This window comes from Solirhodobacter sp., from assembly GCF_964715405.1.
The window spans coordinates 127108-142319 of sequence record NZ_CBAICG010000004.1 but is presented as its reverse complement, the minus strand read 5'-3'; the positions used below and the strand labels follow the sequence as shown (position 1 = coordinate 142319).

At 65.9% G+C, this 15212-nt stretch carries 10 protein-coding genes and 4 pseudogenes; 7 read left to right on the top strand and 7 right to left on the bottom strand.

What is annotated here, in order from left to right; translation table 11 throughout:
• Positions 1–150: 150 nt before the first annotated feature.
• Both AC11WY_RS03025 and kce read left to right on the top strand, forming a co-directional pair.
• A pseudogene (locus AC11WY_RS03025) lies at positions 151–677 on the top strand (3-hydroxyacyl-CoA dehydrogenase NAD-binding domain-containing protein); the annotation flags it as partial.
• A gap of 250 nt (positions 678–927) precedes the next feature.
• Positions 928–1875, top strand: a complete 948-nt coding sequence (gene kce, locus AC11WY_RS03020) for a 3,5-dioxohexanoate:acetyl-CoA acetone transferase (RefSeq protein ID WP_482922396.1) — start codon at positions 928–930, stop codon at positions 1873–1875.
• A gap of 191 nt (positions 1876–2066) precedes the next feature.
• Here kce and AC11WY_RS03015 read toward each other — a convergent pair.
• A pseudogene (locus AC11WY_RS03015) lies at positions 2067–2195 on the bottom strand (recombinase family protein); the annotation flags it as partial.
• 1333 nt (positions 2196–3528) lie between these two features.
• On the opposite strand from AC11WY_RS03015, the gene AC11WY_RS03010 reads away from it, so the two are divergent.
• Entirely contained in the window at positions 3529–5271 is a 1743-nt protein-coding gene (locus tag AC11WY_RS03010) for a hypothetical protein (RefSeq protein ID WP_482922394.1), read from the top strand.
• 272 nt (positions 5272–5543) lie between these two features.
• On the opposite strand, the gene AC11WY_RS03005 is transcribed toward AC11WY_RS03010, so the two are convergent.
• Positions 5544–5780 carry a hypothetical protein gene (locus AC11WY_RS03005; RefSeq protein ID WP_482922392.1) on the bottom strand — a complete coding sequence of 79 codons (237 nt, stop codon included), beginning with the start codon at positions 5778–5780 and terminating at the stop codon, positions 5544–5546.
• 192 nt (positions 5781–5972) lie between these two features.
• On the opposite strand from AC11WY_RS03005, the pseudogene AC11WY_RS03000 reads away from it, so the two are divergent.
• A pseudogene (locus AC11WY_RS03000) lies at positions 5973–6692 on the top strand (Crp/Fnr family transcriptional regulator); the annotation flags it as partial.
• A gap of 139 nt (positions 6693–6831) precedes the next feature.
• On the opposite strand, the gene AC11WY_RS02995 reads toward AC11WY_RS03000, so the two are convergent.
• The 4 genes from AC11WY_RS02995 to AC11WY_RS02980 form a co-directional block, all read right to left on the bottom strand.
• Positions 6832–7044: a hypothetical protein gene (locus AC11WY_RS02995; RefSeq protein ID WP_482922390.1), complete on the bottom strand. Its 213-nt coding sequence runs from the start codon at positions 7042–7044 to the stop codon at positions 6832–6834.
• 947 nt (positions 7045–7991) lie between these two features.
• A complete protein-coding gene (arsJ, locus tag AC11WY_RS02990; RefSeq protein ID WP_482922400.1) occupies positions 7992–9215 on the bottom strand; it encodes an organoarsenical effux MFS transporter ArsJ in 1224 nt (407 codons plus the stop codon).
• 26 nt (positions 9216–9241) lie between these two features.
• Positions 9242–10252, bottom strand: coding sequence for an ArsJ-associated glyceraldehyde-3-phosphate dehydrogenase (locus AC11WY_RS02985; RefSeq protein ID WP_482922388.1), 1011 nt, complete (start codon positions 10250–10252; stop codon positions 9242–9244).
• Entirely contained in the window at positions 10249–11097 is an 849-nt protein-coding gene (locus tag AC11WY_RS02980; RefSeq protein WP_482922386.1) for a metalloregulator ArsR/SmtB family transcription factor, read from the bottom strand. The genes AC11WY_RS02985 and AC11WY_RS02980 overlap by 4 nt, the downstream gene beginning before the upstream one ends.
• A 262-nt stretch (positions 11098–11359) precedes the next feature.
• Between AC11WY_RS02980 and AC11WY_RS02975 the strand changes: the two genes are divergently transcribed.
• Positions 11360–11752 (top strand): GFA family protein, encoded by a 393-nt coding sequence (locus AC11WY_RS02975; RefSeq protein ID WP_482922384.1) that lies wholly within the window; start codon positions 11360–11362, stop codon positions 11750–11752.
• A 69-nt stretch (positions 11753–11821) separates the two neighbouring features.
• Here the strand turns inward: AC11WY_RS02975 and AC11WY_RS02970 are convergent.
• Positions 11822–12179 (bottom strand): annotated as a pseudogene (locus tag AC11WY_RS02970) (hypothetical protein); the annotation flags it as partial.
• Between the two features lie 211 nt (positions 12180–12390).
• Between AC11WY_RS02970 and AC11WY_RS02965 the strand changes: the two are divergent.
• Both AC11WY_RS02965 and AC11WY_RS02960 read left to right on the top strand, forming a co-directional pair.
• Positions 12391–12879 (top strand): (2Fe-2S)-binding protein, encoded by a 489-nt coding sequence (locus AC11WY_RS02965; protein WP_482922398.1) that lies wholly within the window; start codon positions 12391–12393, stop codon positions 12877–12879.
• 2 nt (positions 12880–12881) lie between these two features.
• Positions 12882–15212 carry a xanthine dehydrogenase family protein molybdopterin-binding subunit gene (locus tag AC11WY_RS02960; RefSeq protein WP_482922382.1) on the top strand — a complete coding sequence of 777 codons (2331 nt, stop codon included), beginning with the start codon at positions 12882–12884 and terminating at the stop codon, positions 15210–15212.

The window sequence follows — 15212 nt, the reverse complement described above, 5'->3', positions numbered from 1 at the left end:
GGGCATCTATCCTCAGTTTGCCGACCAGACCTGCCCGCGATCCCGCGAAATCACTGCCCACCTCCGCGTGAAATCACTGCCCGGGATCGCGCGAAATGCGTGCCCATGATCCTCTGAAACCCCTGCCCACCATCACGCGAAACACGCAGTCTGGTCAAGGAAGCCCAAACCGGGACGCTTCGGTTTGAGCCAAACCTGGGGGATGCGGTCAAGGGCGCCGATTTCGTTCAGGAAAACGCCATCGAACGCGAAGCGGAAAAGGTGGCCCTGCTGGCCGAGATCGACGCCCACGTCCGGCCCGACATCCTGATCGCCTCCAGTTCCTCGGCCATCACATCACGGCGATGCAGCGCGACTGTCGGCATCCCGAACGGGTGGTTCTGGGCCATCCCTTCAACCCGCCGCACCTGATCCCGCTGGTGGAAGTGGCGGGCGGCGCGCTGACCAGCCCGCAGGCTCTGGAACGGGCAGAGGCGTTCTACCAAAGCCTCGGCAAGTCCACGATCCGCCTGCACAAGGAAATCTTCGGTCACGTCGCCAACCGACTGCAAGGGGCAGTGTTCCGCGAAGCGATCCACATGCTGCAATCCGGCGTCGCCTCGATTTCCGATATCGACAAGGCGATGACCGATGGTCCGGGCCTGCGGTGGGCCGTGATGGGGCCGTTCCTGACCTATCACCTGGCCGGCGGCGCTGGCGGCATGGAGGCGTTCATGACGCAATTCGCCCCGATGCAGCAACAGCTTTGGGCCGAGTTGGAAGCCCTGAGATCGGACCCACGGAACAACGGGCGATTGCCGAGGCGATGGCCGCAGCGGTCGACGGCAAAGCGGTCTCGGCCTTCGCCGATGAGCGCGACCAAAGCCTCCTCGCCCTGCTTGCCGCCCGCGCCACGATCCCGACCAGTGCCACCTGAGGACAAGACCCATGGCCAAGAAAGTCATCATCACCTGCGCGATCACCGGCGCGATCCATACGCCCTCGATGTCGCCCTATCTGCCAGTGACCCCGGCCCAGATCGCCCAATCGGCCATCGAGGCGGCGGAAGCCGGGGCGGCAATCCTGCACCTGCACGCCCGCGATCCCGTTTCGGGTCGGCCTGCTTCAGATCCGGCACTTTACGCGCAGTTCCTGCCCGTCATCCATGCCGCCACCGATGCGGTGCTGAACCTGACAACCGGAGGCGGCCTGACCATGACGGTTGAAGAGCGGTTGGAAGCCCCCCTGCGCTTCAAGCCGGAAATGTGCTCGCTCAACATGGGGTCGATGAATTTCGCCATCTTCCCGCTGGCCGAACGGCCGACCGAGTGGCAGCACGACTGGGAGCAGCCCTATCTGCGCGGCACCAAGGACTTCATCTTCCGCAACACCTTTGGCGATATCGAGCGGATCATCAACCTGTTGGGCAAAGAACACGGCACCCGGTTCGAGCATGAATGCTACGACGTGGGCTACCTTTACAACCTGGCCCATTTCGTCGACCGCAAGGTCATCGAGCCGCCCTTCCTGATCCAGACCATCTTCGGCATCCTTGGCGGGATCGCGGCGGATTGGGAGAACCTGGCCTTCATGAAAGCCACCGCAGATCGCCTGTTCGGCGATGCCGCGGAATGGTCGGTTCTGGCCGCCGGGCGCAGCCAGATGCCCTTCGCCACCCAAGCCGCCATGCGCGGCGGCCATGTGCGGGTCGGGCTGGAGGACAGCCTGTTCATGGAACGCGGCAAGCTTTCCACCTCCAACGCCGAGCAGGTCCGCAAGATCCGCACCATCGTTGAAGACCTTGGCCTGCAGATCGCCTCCCCGACCGAGGCCCGCGCCATGCCCGCCCTCAAGGGGCGTGACCTGGTGCAGTTGCAATTGAATGGGCCGATCTGATGCAAAAGACCCGCCCGCCCGCCGCTGGCGCGCTTGACGACCTGCTCACCGACGGCCTGTTCATCGCTTCCGGCGGGTTTCCCCTTCGACGGGGAAGAGGATGCCGACCTAATCAACGCGGGCAAACAAGCGATCACTTCGCGCTCGAACTGGGCGAAGGGCGAAAGCACGTCAAGCGTGAGCCGAGCCATCGAGGAAGCGGGGTTGAAGGCCTGTGTCACCGAGACGGAGGAGGCCCCCTTCGCGCCCAGTCGTTCGACGCGACGGGTGAAGTCGGCAAGCGAGCGGGTGAGGCGGTCGATCTTGTAGACGACGACCATGCCGATGCGCCCGGCCTCGATCTCGGCGATCAGCGACGGTCGGCCGGGCCATTTCGCGAGCGTGCCGCCCGGCGCCGACATCAGATGCGGCTCGCGTGCGCGATGAAGAGCGGCGGGTTCCATTCCAGTGACGGATGCTTGCCGGACGGAGTTTCCCCTCCGTCAGCGGGGACGGGCCTGCGGCGGTGCCGAGACCGATCCCGCCGCGCGCACGGCTAGGGCCAATCGATGTCCTCGAAGAACCGCGCGACGTCGAAGGGGATGCCTCCATTTGCCGACACCTTCCGGTGACCAAACCACCGGCTCCCGGGGGCCAAACTCGCCGCCGCGATCGAGCACGTCACCAAGGACGGTGCAGATGAGAGAACCAAGCCCGCAGAAAAAGAGCCCTGCATCCTGATCGAGAGGACGCCGAACGCCTGCCTGAGCCTCGGGTCGATCCTGTCGCATCCATGTTGGCAGGGTGTTGCCGACCCACTCAGAAATGTAACATTCTCGCCAGAAACTTAACATTCCCGCTGAAAGATGTAACATTTCTCCGGCAAGACCCCCGGCGAAATGATTTCAGTTGGGTAAGAGTTCACGAAAAACCGAATTATGCCCGTGGAGAGGCCTGACGAAAATTCCCCAAGACCGCGAAATGGGGTATCACAACACCCAAGACTCCCAGAAATGTAATATTTTCCGACCAAAACCAGAAAACGTCTCTTTTCTCCAAGGATCGCATCGACGCGAGCCTGAGTTTCACCGCCCCAGAGCCCAGAATGACCGTCCACACCGCGCATCACCAGACGGCCCAGGGCAGCGTTCTCTGCTGGCATGCGCAACTGACGCTCTGAACGATGCGGATCGTACCCGGCGCTCACCCCAGCCGGCCCCAGACGCATCTGCGTGCATAGAGCCGGCCTCTGAGATGTCGGCAACATCCCGGTCAGGGGGCCGCGCCGGAGATCGCGCGAGGCGGCTGCGATCTGGGAGTGCCTGTCTGGGGGGGCGAACGTGCGGCGGATAGATCGGCGGTGGAGATGAGAGCGCGCCCGCCAGAACGACAACGTGGACCGACCGCGATCCAGCGCGTGGTCCGCCGGGGAGTTGCACCCTGCTCTGCGGTGCCTCACAACGGGCCCCGCGCATTTCGAGTCAGCGATCCGCAAGGTCGGAATGGTTACGAGCCTCTCATCATGGCGAAGGCGTCTGTAACAGGTGGCCGTGCCGGTAGGGGCTGCGCCGGGGCCACCGTGACCGGGTGGTGCGCGCCCGAGACGAGACTGGGAAGCAATCCGGCGCGCCCCGCACCGCGCGGCGGGCAGCACAATGATGGCAGGAAGTGCAGATGACGACCAATGACCAGCCACCGTGCCGATCCGCGCGTCCTTTCGGTCGCAAGCGTGCGCTGCGGCTGGCGCTCCTGATGATCATCGGCGGCGGATGCGCCGCCGTGGCGCAATCGGCGCAGGTCCTGGCCGACCAGCGCGCGCAATATGATGCCGAGCGACCGAAGAGCATCATCGAGTTGCAGCCGTTTCGGCAGGAGACCTCGGCACGTCTCGCCTCGGGCGAACCGATCCGGTTGATTTCGCTCGGCCCGGGCAGCAATGCGTGGTTTCTTCTGGTGGTCGGCAAGGACGGCGACCCGACCCAGCAAACCTTCCACATCGAAAACCCGGCCCCGCAGCAGCAGACCCTGACGCTTGCCACCGACATGCCGCCGACGCTGGTGATGACGATCGGCGGCGAGGAGACCCGTTGCGAGCCATGGCGCGGGACGCCCTCCGCGCTGGCCGAGGCGCGGGCAACGGGCGCGGCCTACGCGCCGCTGTGCGGTGGACATCTCCTGCTGCGGAACCATGTCAGCGGGGGCACACCGACGCTTGCCTGGACGGCAGACCTCCTTCGCTCGGGCCTCTGGGGCGGCGACGTGATCGTCGGCGCCGTCAGGGACGCGCTCGTCAGCGCTGCCGGGATGGCGACGGGATCCGCCGACGGCCCGGACCCGGCCGCCAGCAGCCATCAGACGGTGCAGACCGGGATCGGTCTTGCCCTGACCGGCACGCCACCGGGGCGGATGGCGCTGGGGCAATGGTATCCCGTCACCGGTGTCGGCGGCGTCTACGCCAGCGCCATCCAGCCTGCGGCGCTCGACGCCGCGATCCTGCAAGGACCGGGCACGACCAACCCGCTCGACAGTGCCGAGGCCCGCGCGATGGACTACTTCGTCGCCTTCGATCTTGCGCAGTTCGATCTGGGCTACACCGTGGGCACGAACAATCCGGGCCTCGGCTGGTCGCCGCGGCCGCCGCTGTCGGTGCGCAACGCCGCGTTGCCGGGCCCTGACGGGGTCGCCTCGCCTGCGCCGCTGGTGCCGCTGGGCATGGTCAGCCCGGCGCTTGCCGGGCGGCTTGTCGCGACGTTCGCCGCGGGGTTCAAGCGCAGGCAGGGGGCGTTCAGGGGCGGGCCTCTGTCGCTGGTCAACCACGGCTCGCACTACGGGTTCGTCGAGCAGGGCGTGATCCTGAGCAAGCTGCAGCCGGGCCTCGCCACGCTCTTCGTGCTCGACGATGGCAGTATCCACATGAAGACCTGGGCGGCCGAGGATGACGCGCGGTTGCCGCAGGTCAGGTTCGCGCGGCAGAACGGCGTGGCTCTGCTGGAACCCGACCCTGCGGGCGGCGCGGGCATTCCCGGCCCTTCGGTGACAAGCTGGCTGGGCGGCAACTGGTCCGGAACGGCGGATCTGAAGCTGCGCACCCTCCGCGCCGGGGCCTGCCTGAAGGAGACCGGATCCCGGCGGTTCCTGATCTACGGCTATTTCTCGACCGCGACACCCTCGGCGATGGCCCGGACCTTCGAGGGCTATGGCTGCGCCTACGCCATGCTGCTCGACATGAACACGCCGGACCTCACCTATTTCGCGCTTTACCAGCACCAGCCCGGCGCGCTGGCCGTCGAGCATCTGGTGCCCGGCATGGGCGCGGCCGACAAGCGAGCCGCCGATGGCAGCCCATTGCCGCGGTTCGTCTCTTTTCCCGACAACCGCGACCTGTTCTACCTGACCAGGCGCATCCCCGCGCCCTGACGCCGGGATGGCACCTTCAAGACATCCACCCACGGTCAGGTCATACCGCGAGGCGATCAGTCCCTTATCGGCCGCATGGCGACGGCATCGGTCTCCAGCGTCAGACATTTCCGCCAGAGCGCGGTCTTGGTCTGGACCCGGTCGGCCCGACCTCGCGCTCTGCGGGCAGAACTGAGATCGGCGTGTTCTCCGATCAACGAGAGGGATCCTCTCCATGGCCGCAACGTTGGAAGTTCCAGGAAGGTGCAGTCGCATCGCCGCGGCGTCCGACGTCAGGGTCCGCACACCGAATTCCCGCCCGCGATGATGCGGTTGATCAGGGCCGCCATGGAGGCGTGGTGGCCGGGGGCCTTCGGCGTTTTCAGCATGTCGTCAGGGGCCAAAGCTGCATCTTTAAGGATGCCGACAATCTCATCCTCCGGCAAGATCTTCCGGTCGTTCAACGCGAGCATCAGCGATTCCACGATCGCCAGCGCGGCATCTCCCGATACATCCGGGGCGAGGGTCATCGGGGAAAGCTTTCCAATGCTGTCGCGGGCGGGTCGTCCGGCCGAACGGCGTCATCCGCATCGTCATCTCCGCGGGAACGCTCTGGGCCGAGTTGATTCAGATCATGGCGCAGGGGGGGCGCGACCATAACGTGCTGGTATCTTGCAACAGGCGTCATCTCGATCGCCAAACGGAAAGGACATTCCTTGCCCATCCCGGTTCGTGAGACTGCGTTTGCCCGCAAGCTTGGCGCCTATGCGGCCTTGTCGGACGCGGAATTCGCCGCCGTGGCCGCGCTGCACAAACGGCGCCATGTCTTTCCGCCCGGGCAGGATCTGATCTAGCAGGGCCAGTCGGAGCGGCCCGCCTACATCCTGATGAGCGGTTGGGTGTGTTCCTACAAGATGCTGCCCGATGGCACGCGCCAGATCATCGGATTCAACATCCCCGGCGATTTCCTTGGGCTTCGCAGCGTGCTGTTGCGCGTCGCCGACCACAACGTCGAGCCGGTCACCAAGATTGAGGCGTCCGAAGTATTGGTCAGCGACCTGATCGACGCCTTCAGCCGGTCACCGCGGCTGGCGACCGCCGTGCTCTGGGCGGCATCGCGCGATGAGGCGATGGTGGTGGAACACCTGATCGACCTTGGTCGACGCAACTCGATCCAACGCACGGCGCATTTGCTGCTGGAACTCGGGGCCCGGCTGATGCTGGTCGGTCTGGGCACCAAAAGCGGTTACGCCTGCCCGCTGTCGCAATACCTGCTGGCCGATGCTCTCGGCCTGAGTGCGGTCCACACCAACCGCGTGCTGCGCCAGTTGCGCGAACGCGGCCTGCTGACCTTCCGCGATGGCAAGGCGACCTTCGACAACTTCAATGGCCTTGTCGAACTGGCCGAGTTCGGCATTACCTATCTCGACCAGAGTGGCCCCGCTGCTGCGGCAGGGCGCCTTCCCCAGCCAACCACACGCGCGGACGCGAACACGATCCGGCGCAGGCTTGCCATCGTCGGTCCCAGTGCCGCCCCGGCACGACGTGCCGAGGCAGCGTCGTCACGAGTCGCCCAACCGCTCAGACGAGAGCGTGGGTCGCTGCATCCAGTTCCTTGATGCAGTCGGCGTCATTCTTGGCCGTGTGGGCCTTCTCGGCAGCCTGGTAGTGCTTCAGCGCGGCGTCCTTCTTGGGTCCGGAGGGCGCCTTGTCCATTGCCGCCTTGACGGTCTTCATCTTGTCTTCAGCGGCAGAGGTCTTGGCCTGCGGGGTGGTCGGGGGAGTCGGGGTCATGGAGAGGTTCCTTTCAGTAAGGTTCCAAATTGGTGAAGCCCGCCGGTTGCATTGGGGATGCAAAGGGACAGGAACCCGCCAACGGGCTACACCGGAACTCGGGAACAGCGAGGCGACGGTCGGTTATTCGAACGCCACGCCTCACCCTCGCCCGATTCCCCGCGGGCCGGGTTGATGCAGGTCAGCCCGGACGATCACGGTGAGAGCAGGGTCAGGAACAGGCTGGTTTCCGCCATCTGGCGACAGAACGCCGCGCTCAGCGAAAAGTCAGTCGCCGACCGCACCGCGCTGGCGAGCGGCGACGTCGTGCAGCGTGATCATGCGGGCACCTTGCCCGACGGCAGGTGCCGCGGTCGTGCTGGTGTGGCCCGGCGCGAGTCGGGATCACCGCCTCGGAACGTGGTGGTTCGTCGATGCCGCGACCAGTTGGTCGAGCGCGCTATTGCTGCAAAGCAACTGGCCCCCCGTTCTGCAGGCGCAAGTATCCCGGCGCGCGCAAGGTCGGCCCTGCGGTGGAACGCGGCGACAACACGGATTGCTTCGCCGGACGCATAGGTGGCTGCAAAGTCGTGGATTCGCCTATCCCTCGGGTCGTCGATTATGGCACCTCAAGGGACTTGGGTACGTGGATTTTGGCACTGGCCGGGTTGTTGCTGTCTGCGAATTGGGCATGGATGGAGGAGTGCGTTTGATCACGCTCTCCCCAGAGGGAGAACAAGCAATGGATCCTGACGGCTGGCGAGAAACGATCATGGGTTCCCGTGCTGCGGAGTCGTTCGAGCCGGAAGTGCTCAAGGCACGCCTCGATCCCAACGCATCGGGAAGGTCCGCCCGAGGAAAGGGGAGCGCGACCTAGGTCGATCTGGCGCATCGGGATCCGACAGGAGAACTACTTGCGATGGCCGCATCGCCGCAACAGCGCGGCGGCATCCGGTTGTTGCGCCCGCTCAGCCGTCGATCCGCCGCATCGCGAGCCAGCTCAGCGCCGACATCACCCCCGCCGTGCCAAGGCAGAGCGGCAGGCCGCCGACCTGATAGCTGACGCCCGACAGGAGCGTGCCAAGCAACCGCCCGGCGGCGTTCGACATGTAGTAGAACCCCACGTCCATCGTCACCCGCTCGGCCTTGGCGAAGGCGAGGATCAGGTAGGAATGGATCGAGGAGTTGATCGCGAAGACATAGCCAAAGCCCATCAGCCCCAGCACCAGCGTCACCGTCAGCGCGGGGGAGGGGCCACCGGCAAGCCCCGCGATCCCCGCCAGCGCCAGCGGGATCACCGTCAGCGCCAGCACCCAGAGGGTGGCAAGGCGGACGATTGCGGCCTCGGGTCGTCCGGTCGCGCGCACCAGCCGGGGCGCCGCCGCCTGCACCGCGCCGTAGGCGATGACCCAGGCCGCCATGAACCCGCCGACAAGGAAGAACGCGGCGCGGTTGCCGGCCGGGGTGCCATCCGACAGCACGGCGTCGAAGTAGATCGGGATGCCGACGACGAACCACACATCGCGCGCGGCGAACAGGAACAGCCGCGCCAGCGACAGCCGGTTGATGCGCGCATCACGCGAGAACACCGCGCCGAACGGGGCCCCGCGCTTGCCCCCCGCCAGCCCGGTTGGCATGACCACCGCCACCGCTGCGGCAATCGCGCCAAGCCCGCCCGCCATGATCCAGATCGCCGCGCGAAAGCCGAACGCCGCCAGTAGCGCCGCGCCCAGAAAGAAGCCGACGCCCTTCACCGCGTTCTTCGATCCTGTCAGCACCGCGACCCAGCGAAAGAGCCCGCCCTCGGCCTTGGGCGCCAAAAGCTTCACCGCGCTTTTCGACGACATCTTGGCCAGATCCTTGGCCACCCCCGAGACGCCCTGCGTCACCATCACGTAGGCGACGGAAACGGGCAGGCTCCAGCCCGGATCAAGCTGCGCCAGCGCCACCAGCGCCGCGACCTGAAGCCCGAGCCCGGCGTAAAGCGTGCTGGTCAGCCCGTAGCGCAGCGCGACCCAGCCGGCGACAAGGTTGGTGCCGATCCCCGCCACCTCATAGAGCAGGAACAGCCAGGCCAGTTGAATCGGCGTGAAGCCCAGCATGTCGAAATGCAGCAGCACCAGCATCCGAAGCGCGCCATCCGTCAGCATGAAGGCCCAATAGGCCACCGTGACGGCCAGATAGGCGGGCATCGCGCCGCTGCGGGTGGGGCTGTCGGTCACAGCGATCCCGCCACCATCCGGACGATGTCGGCCAGACGGCAGGAATAGCCCCATTCGTTGTCATACCACGCGTAGATCTTCACCTGCGTGCCGTTCACCACCATCGTCGACAGCGCGTCGATGATCGCGGATCGCGGGTCGTTGAGGTAGTCCGACGACACCAGCGGCCGCTCTTCATAGCCAAGGATGCCCTTGAGCGGACCTTCGGCGGCGGCCTTGAAGAGCGCGTTCACCTCGGCCTCGGTCGTCGCCCGCGTCACCTCGAACACGCAATCGGTCAGCGAGGCATTCAACAGCGGCACCCGCACCGCATGGCCGTTCAGCCGCCCTTTCAGCTCCGGGTAGATCAGCGTGATCGCGGTGGCCGAGCCGGTGGTGGTCGGGATCAGGTTCACCAGCGCCGAACGGGCGCGGCGCATGTCCCTGGCGGGGCGGTCCACCATCGTCTGGGTGTTGGTCACATCGTGGATCGTGGTGATCGAGCCGTGCCGGATGCCGATCGCCTCGTGGATCACCTTCACCACCGGCGCGAGGCAGTTCGTGGTGCAACTCGCCGCCGTGACCAGATGATGCGTCGCCGGATCGTAGAGGTGATGGTTCACCCCGTAGACCAGGTTCAGCGCGCCGCCATCCTTCACCGGGGCCGAGACCACGACCTTCCTCACCCCCGCCGCATGATAGGGCGCGATCTTCGCCGCGGTCTTGAACACCCCGGTGCAGTCGATCACCAGGTCGATGCCCAGTTCGGCCAGCGGCAGATCCTCGATCCGCCGCGCCGCCGTCAGCCGCATCCGCGCGCCATTGATCGTCAGGCTGTCGGCGTCATGGGCGATGGACGCGCCCCAGCGGCCGTGCACCGAGTCGAATTCCATCAGCAGCGCGTGCTGATCGGGGGTGCCGACGGGATCGTTCAGCAGCACGATCTCGCCCGCAATGCCCTGATCCACCAGCGCGCGCAGCACCAGCTTGCCGATGCGGCCAAGGCCGTTGATCGCGATCCGGCTCATGCCTCGGCCGCGTGCCCGAGGTCGTCGAGGCGATGTTGCAGCGCGACCCGTTGCAGCGACTCGACCGGCAGCGCCACGAAGGCGCGGATGCGGCGCAGAAGTTCGGCATAGGTGCGCGCGAAGGCCAGCGCCATTTCGGCATCGGTTCCCTCGGCCTTCACCGGATCGGGCATCCCCCAATGCGCGGTCATCGGCTGGCCAAGCCAGGGCGCGCAGTCCTCATGCGCGGCGGTGTCGCAGACGGTGAAGACGAAATCGAGCTTCGGCGCGCCGGGCTGGCGGAACTCGTCCACATTCTTGGCGCGCAGGCCCGAGGTGTCATGCCCGTTGCGCTTCAGCACCTCCAGCGCAAAAGGGTTCAGTTCCGACCGCGGCCGGGTTCCGGCTGAAAAGGCGCGGAACTTTCCGTGGCCTTCCGTCGTCAGGATCGTTTCGGCAAAGATCGACCGGGCGGAATTGCCCGAACAGATGAACAGCACGTTGAAGGCGCGGGTGGGCATGTGCGGGTTCCCTTGACTGGGGGCAAGCGAGGCGAGGGTTGCGGGCGCGCAGAGGTCGGGCCGCCCCCGGCAGCAATCGGTCAGCAGGTAGTCGACCAGCCCGCCCGTGCGGGCAAGGTCGATGGCATAGTAGATCGCCCGGCCCTCGCGGCGGCCGGTGATCAGCCCGGCCTGTTCCAGCGCGCCAAGATAGACCGAGGCGGTGTTTGGCTTCAGCCCCAGCACCTCGGCGATCTCGCCCGCCCGCACCCCCTGCGGCGCATGGCGCATCAGCAGCCGGAACACCGAGAGACGGCCCTCATGGCCCAGAACAGTGAAGATGTCGGCAGCGGCTTTCGATTCCATAAATCATGAATAGTGGAATCCGTGTTCGGCGGGGAGTGAATTTTTTGTAACGGATGGCGTGGTTGCCCAAACCATCAGGAAATCGCTATGTGATTCCGTGGCTTTACGCGCAAATCAGGGGAAGATCCGCACCTCGGATCTGCCGCACGGCGGACTGGCGTTATTGCAACGCTGCGCTGGTTCCCCGCCCGCAGCGGCAATTGCAGGGACCGGGCTATTCGTTGTAACCACTCCAACCGCTTGATTTCTGAGGAGACGCAGCATGGACCGATTCACGGGCGGTTGCCTCTGCGGCAAGGTCCGCATCGTGGCGTCGGGGCAACCCTACCGGGTCGGCCTTTGTCATTGCCTCGATTGCCGCAAGCATCATGGGGCCCTGTTTCACGCCTCCGCGGTGTTCCCGCAGGATGCGGTCACGATCGAGGGCGACACACGCGACTATGCCGGGCGGTATTTCTGCCCCCGCTGCGGGTCACCCGTTTTCGCGCGCACCGCCGACGAAATCGAAGTGAACCTGGGATCGCTGGATGCCCCCGACCAGTTGATGCCGACCTACGAACTCTGGACCATCCGGCGCGAAGCCTGGTTGCCGCCGTTTCCGATCATCAGACGATACGAGCGCGATCGTGATGCCACGGGTCGCTTTGAGGCGTAGGTCGCACGAACAGGGTGAAGGCGCCGTTTCGCGAAGCGCCTCCGGCAGTGGAGTTGTCGCGTATTTGTGCCGCTTTGGCCCATCCGCAGGGAAGCCGCGCTTTAGCGGGTTCGGCGCGATGTTGAAGGTGTGATCGCTGTCCGTGCGTCGTCGGGAAAATGATCTTCCGGATCATTCTCTGATCCTCCTCCACTTTGAATTTGCGTGTTCTTTCAACAGGGATCCCGTTTTCGCGCAGCCGCCGCCCGACCCGCCGGTGACCCAGGGGGAGACCGGCTTCCTTCAGGTCTTCCGTCATCCTTGGGCGGCCCCTTGCGGCGAATGCAGGCATTCGCCCACCGGGCAACGCATCGCTGCCCAGGCCAAGGCGCGATTGCTTTTCGATGTGGGCCAGAACGATTGGGCCAGAACGATCACGTCCATGCGCGGCCTGCGGCGGGCAGGGCGGCGACCTTGCGCCGATGGTCGGTTCCGCGATGCACGGGGTTGATCTGCGTCAATTGAGGCCGGCGCGGGGCGGAGCATATTGGGCTGTGGAGGCGTCGTGGCGGGCTTTTGCGGGCGCGGGTTCGCAGGCGGTTGCGGCTGCAACGCCAATGGCCGGATCGGCGGCCGCACATGGCGAGGGGCCAAGTCAGATGAGAATTGTCGGTCCTGGTGCGGATGCCCTGACGCTAAGTGTCAACGGCACAAGACGCACGATCAGCGCCGAGCCCCGCATGACGCTTGCCGAGGCGCTGCGAGGGCCGCTCGGGTTGAGCGGAACCAAGATTGCCTGCAATCGCGGCGCCTGCTCGGCCTGCACGGTCTGGCTTGATGGCGCGCCTGTCTGTTCCTGCATGATGCTGGCACACGAGGCGGAGGGCCGGGACGTCCGTACGATCGAGGGTCTTGCCCAGGGCGGTGAGCTTCACCCGGTGCAGGCGGCGTTCATCGCGCACGATGCGATGCAATGCGGCTTTTGCACGCCGGGCATGGTGATGAGCTGTGCGGCGCTTCTGGTTCATTCGCCCGATCCCGCCCCCGGCGACGTGATCCGCGCGATCAGCGGGCATCTTTGCCGGTGTGGCACCTATCCGCACGTGGTTTCGGCAACGCTTGATGCCGCGAAAGCCCTGAGGGAATGACGATGTCGGAAGATCGGTCGGAGCGGCACGAGACCTTTCCCTTCGGAATTGCAAGCGCCGGTCTGAGCGAAGTGGACCGTCTGGTTCCGCCGGACGAACCGCCACCGCTGCCCCCCAACGCGGACCTTGCCGTGATCGGGAAGGCGGTTCCGCGCCAGAATGGCTGGGCAAAGGTCACCGGCGCCGCGCAGTTTACGGTCGATGTCGTGCTGCCGCGGATGTTGCAGGGGGCAATTCTGCGGTCGCCGTATGTGCACGCCCGTGTGCGCGCCATCGACCTGTCGGCCGCTGCAGCCTATCCGGGAGTGTATGCGGCAATCGCCTTGGTGGATCCTGCCACCCCGGGGTCGGACGTGCTGCGCTATGCGGGAGCGCCGGTTGCCGCGTTCGCGGCCCGGTCGGCATCAATTGCCGCCGAGGCGATGCGGCTCGTCCGGGTGGACTATGATCCGAAGCCGTTCGTCGTGGATATGGATGCGGCACGTCAACCTGATGCTCCGCTCGTGCACGAGGCACAATGGGCGCCGCAGGGATCTGCATCCGGCTTTCCCGCGCGGGCCAATCTGCCGTTGCACGGCAATCTGCGCGGGCCGGCGATGGACAGCCGGGGGGACACGGCGCGGGGATTTGCCGAAGCGGACGTCACCGTGGAGGGCGACTACAGCACCCAGGTGCAAACCCATTGCTGCATGGAACCCCACGCGATCGTTGCGGATTGGCGTGATGATGGGCTGACGGTGCACCTGTCAACCCAGTTCACCGCCGGGGTCCGCCATGAACTGGCGCATGCTTTCGGCCTGCCGCTCAACCGCGTGCGGGTGGTGGTCGATGCCATGGGGGGCGGATTCGGCTCAAAGTCGTCGCTGGGTCAATATGGCAGGATTGCCGTGTCGCTGTCGCGCATGGCCAAGGCGCCGGTCAGGATCGTGCTCGACCGGCACGACGAGCAATTGGATGCCGGCAACCGTCCGGGCACCTGGCAGCATCTGCGGATCGGCGCAAAGCGTGACGGCACGCTGACGGCGATCGAACTGGAGAGTTACGGCACCGCCGGAGTCGGACTGGGTGCAGGTGTCGGAAATGTCGCGCAGACCCTGTATACCTGCCCGGATTTTTCGTCGGCGCAATACGACGTATTCACCAATGCCGGGCCCGGATGTGCCATGCGCGGGCCCGGCAATACGCCCGGCGCGTTTGCGCTGGAACAACTGGTCGATGACCTTGCAGAAAAGCTGGCGCTCGACCCCTTGGCCCTGCGCGACAGGATTGACCCGAGCCCGGTGCGGCGGGAAGAGCGACGGATCGGCGCGGAGCGGATCGGCTGGGCAACGCGGCATCTGCCCGGTGCGGATGCCGGGCCGGTGAAGCGCGGCCTTGGCGTGGCGCAGTCGCTGTGGGGCGCCAATGTTCAGCTCAACTCGTCCTGCCAGGTGCGCGTGCTGCGAGACGGCTCGGTGGAGGTGCTGTCGAGCGTGCAGGATATCGGAACCGGAGTTGGCACCGTGCTTGCGCAGACTGTGGCCGAAGTCTTCGGACTGGCCGCCGAGGCGGTTACCGCGCGCATCGGCGACACCGATTTCCCGTCCGGGCCGCCCTCCTACGGCAGCCGCACCACGGCGTCGATCACGCCCCCGGCGCGCACGGCTGCCTGGCAGGTGCTGCAAGTTCTGTTGCGGCTGGCGGGGCGCGTGTTGAACGCCGATCCGTCGGACCTCGTTGCCCGAAACGGCCGCATCGAATTGCGCGGCGATCCTGATCGGGGCATGGCTTTTGCCGAGGTCGCGGCGCAATTGCCGACGGACGACGTCAGCGCGGTTGCCGCGCGCGCCGATGACTACGGCGGTTTCAAGCGGCGGATGGGCGATGCGGCGATGGCGCAGACCGATCTCGGCGGGGTGCAATTCGCCCAGGTCGCGGTCGATACCGAAACTGGGATCATCCGGGTGGAGCGCGTCGTGGCGGTGCAGGATTGCGGCCGACCGATCAATCCGCTTCTGATCGAAAGCCAGGTTCAGGGCGGTGTGCTGATGGGCCTGTCCTACGCCCTGTTCGAGAACCGCATTCTGGACCGCCCCACCGGCCGAATGGTCAACCCAAATCTGGAGTTCTACAAGTTTGGCGGCGCCGACGACGCCCCGACGATCGAGGTCGTCGTGCTGGAGAATTATCAGGGCCAAAGCGCGACCGATGCCTATGGCATCGCCGAGCCGTCGAACATCGCCACCGCCCCGGCGATTGCCAATGCGGTTTACAACGCGCTCGGCGTTCGGCTTCGCCACCTGCCGATGACGCCCGACAGGGTGCTTGCCGCGCTGGGAAAGGTGAGGGCCTGA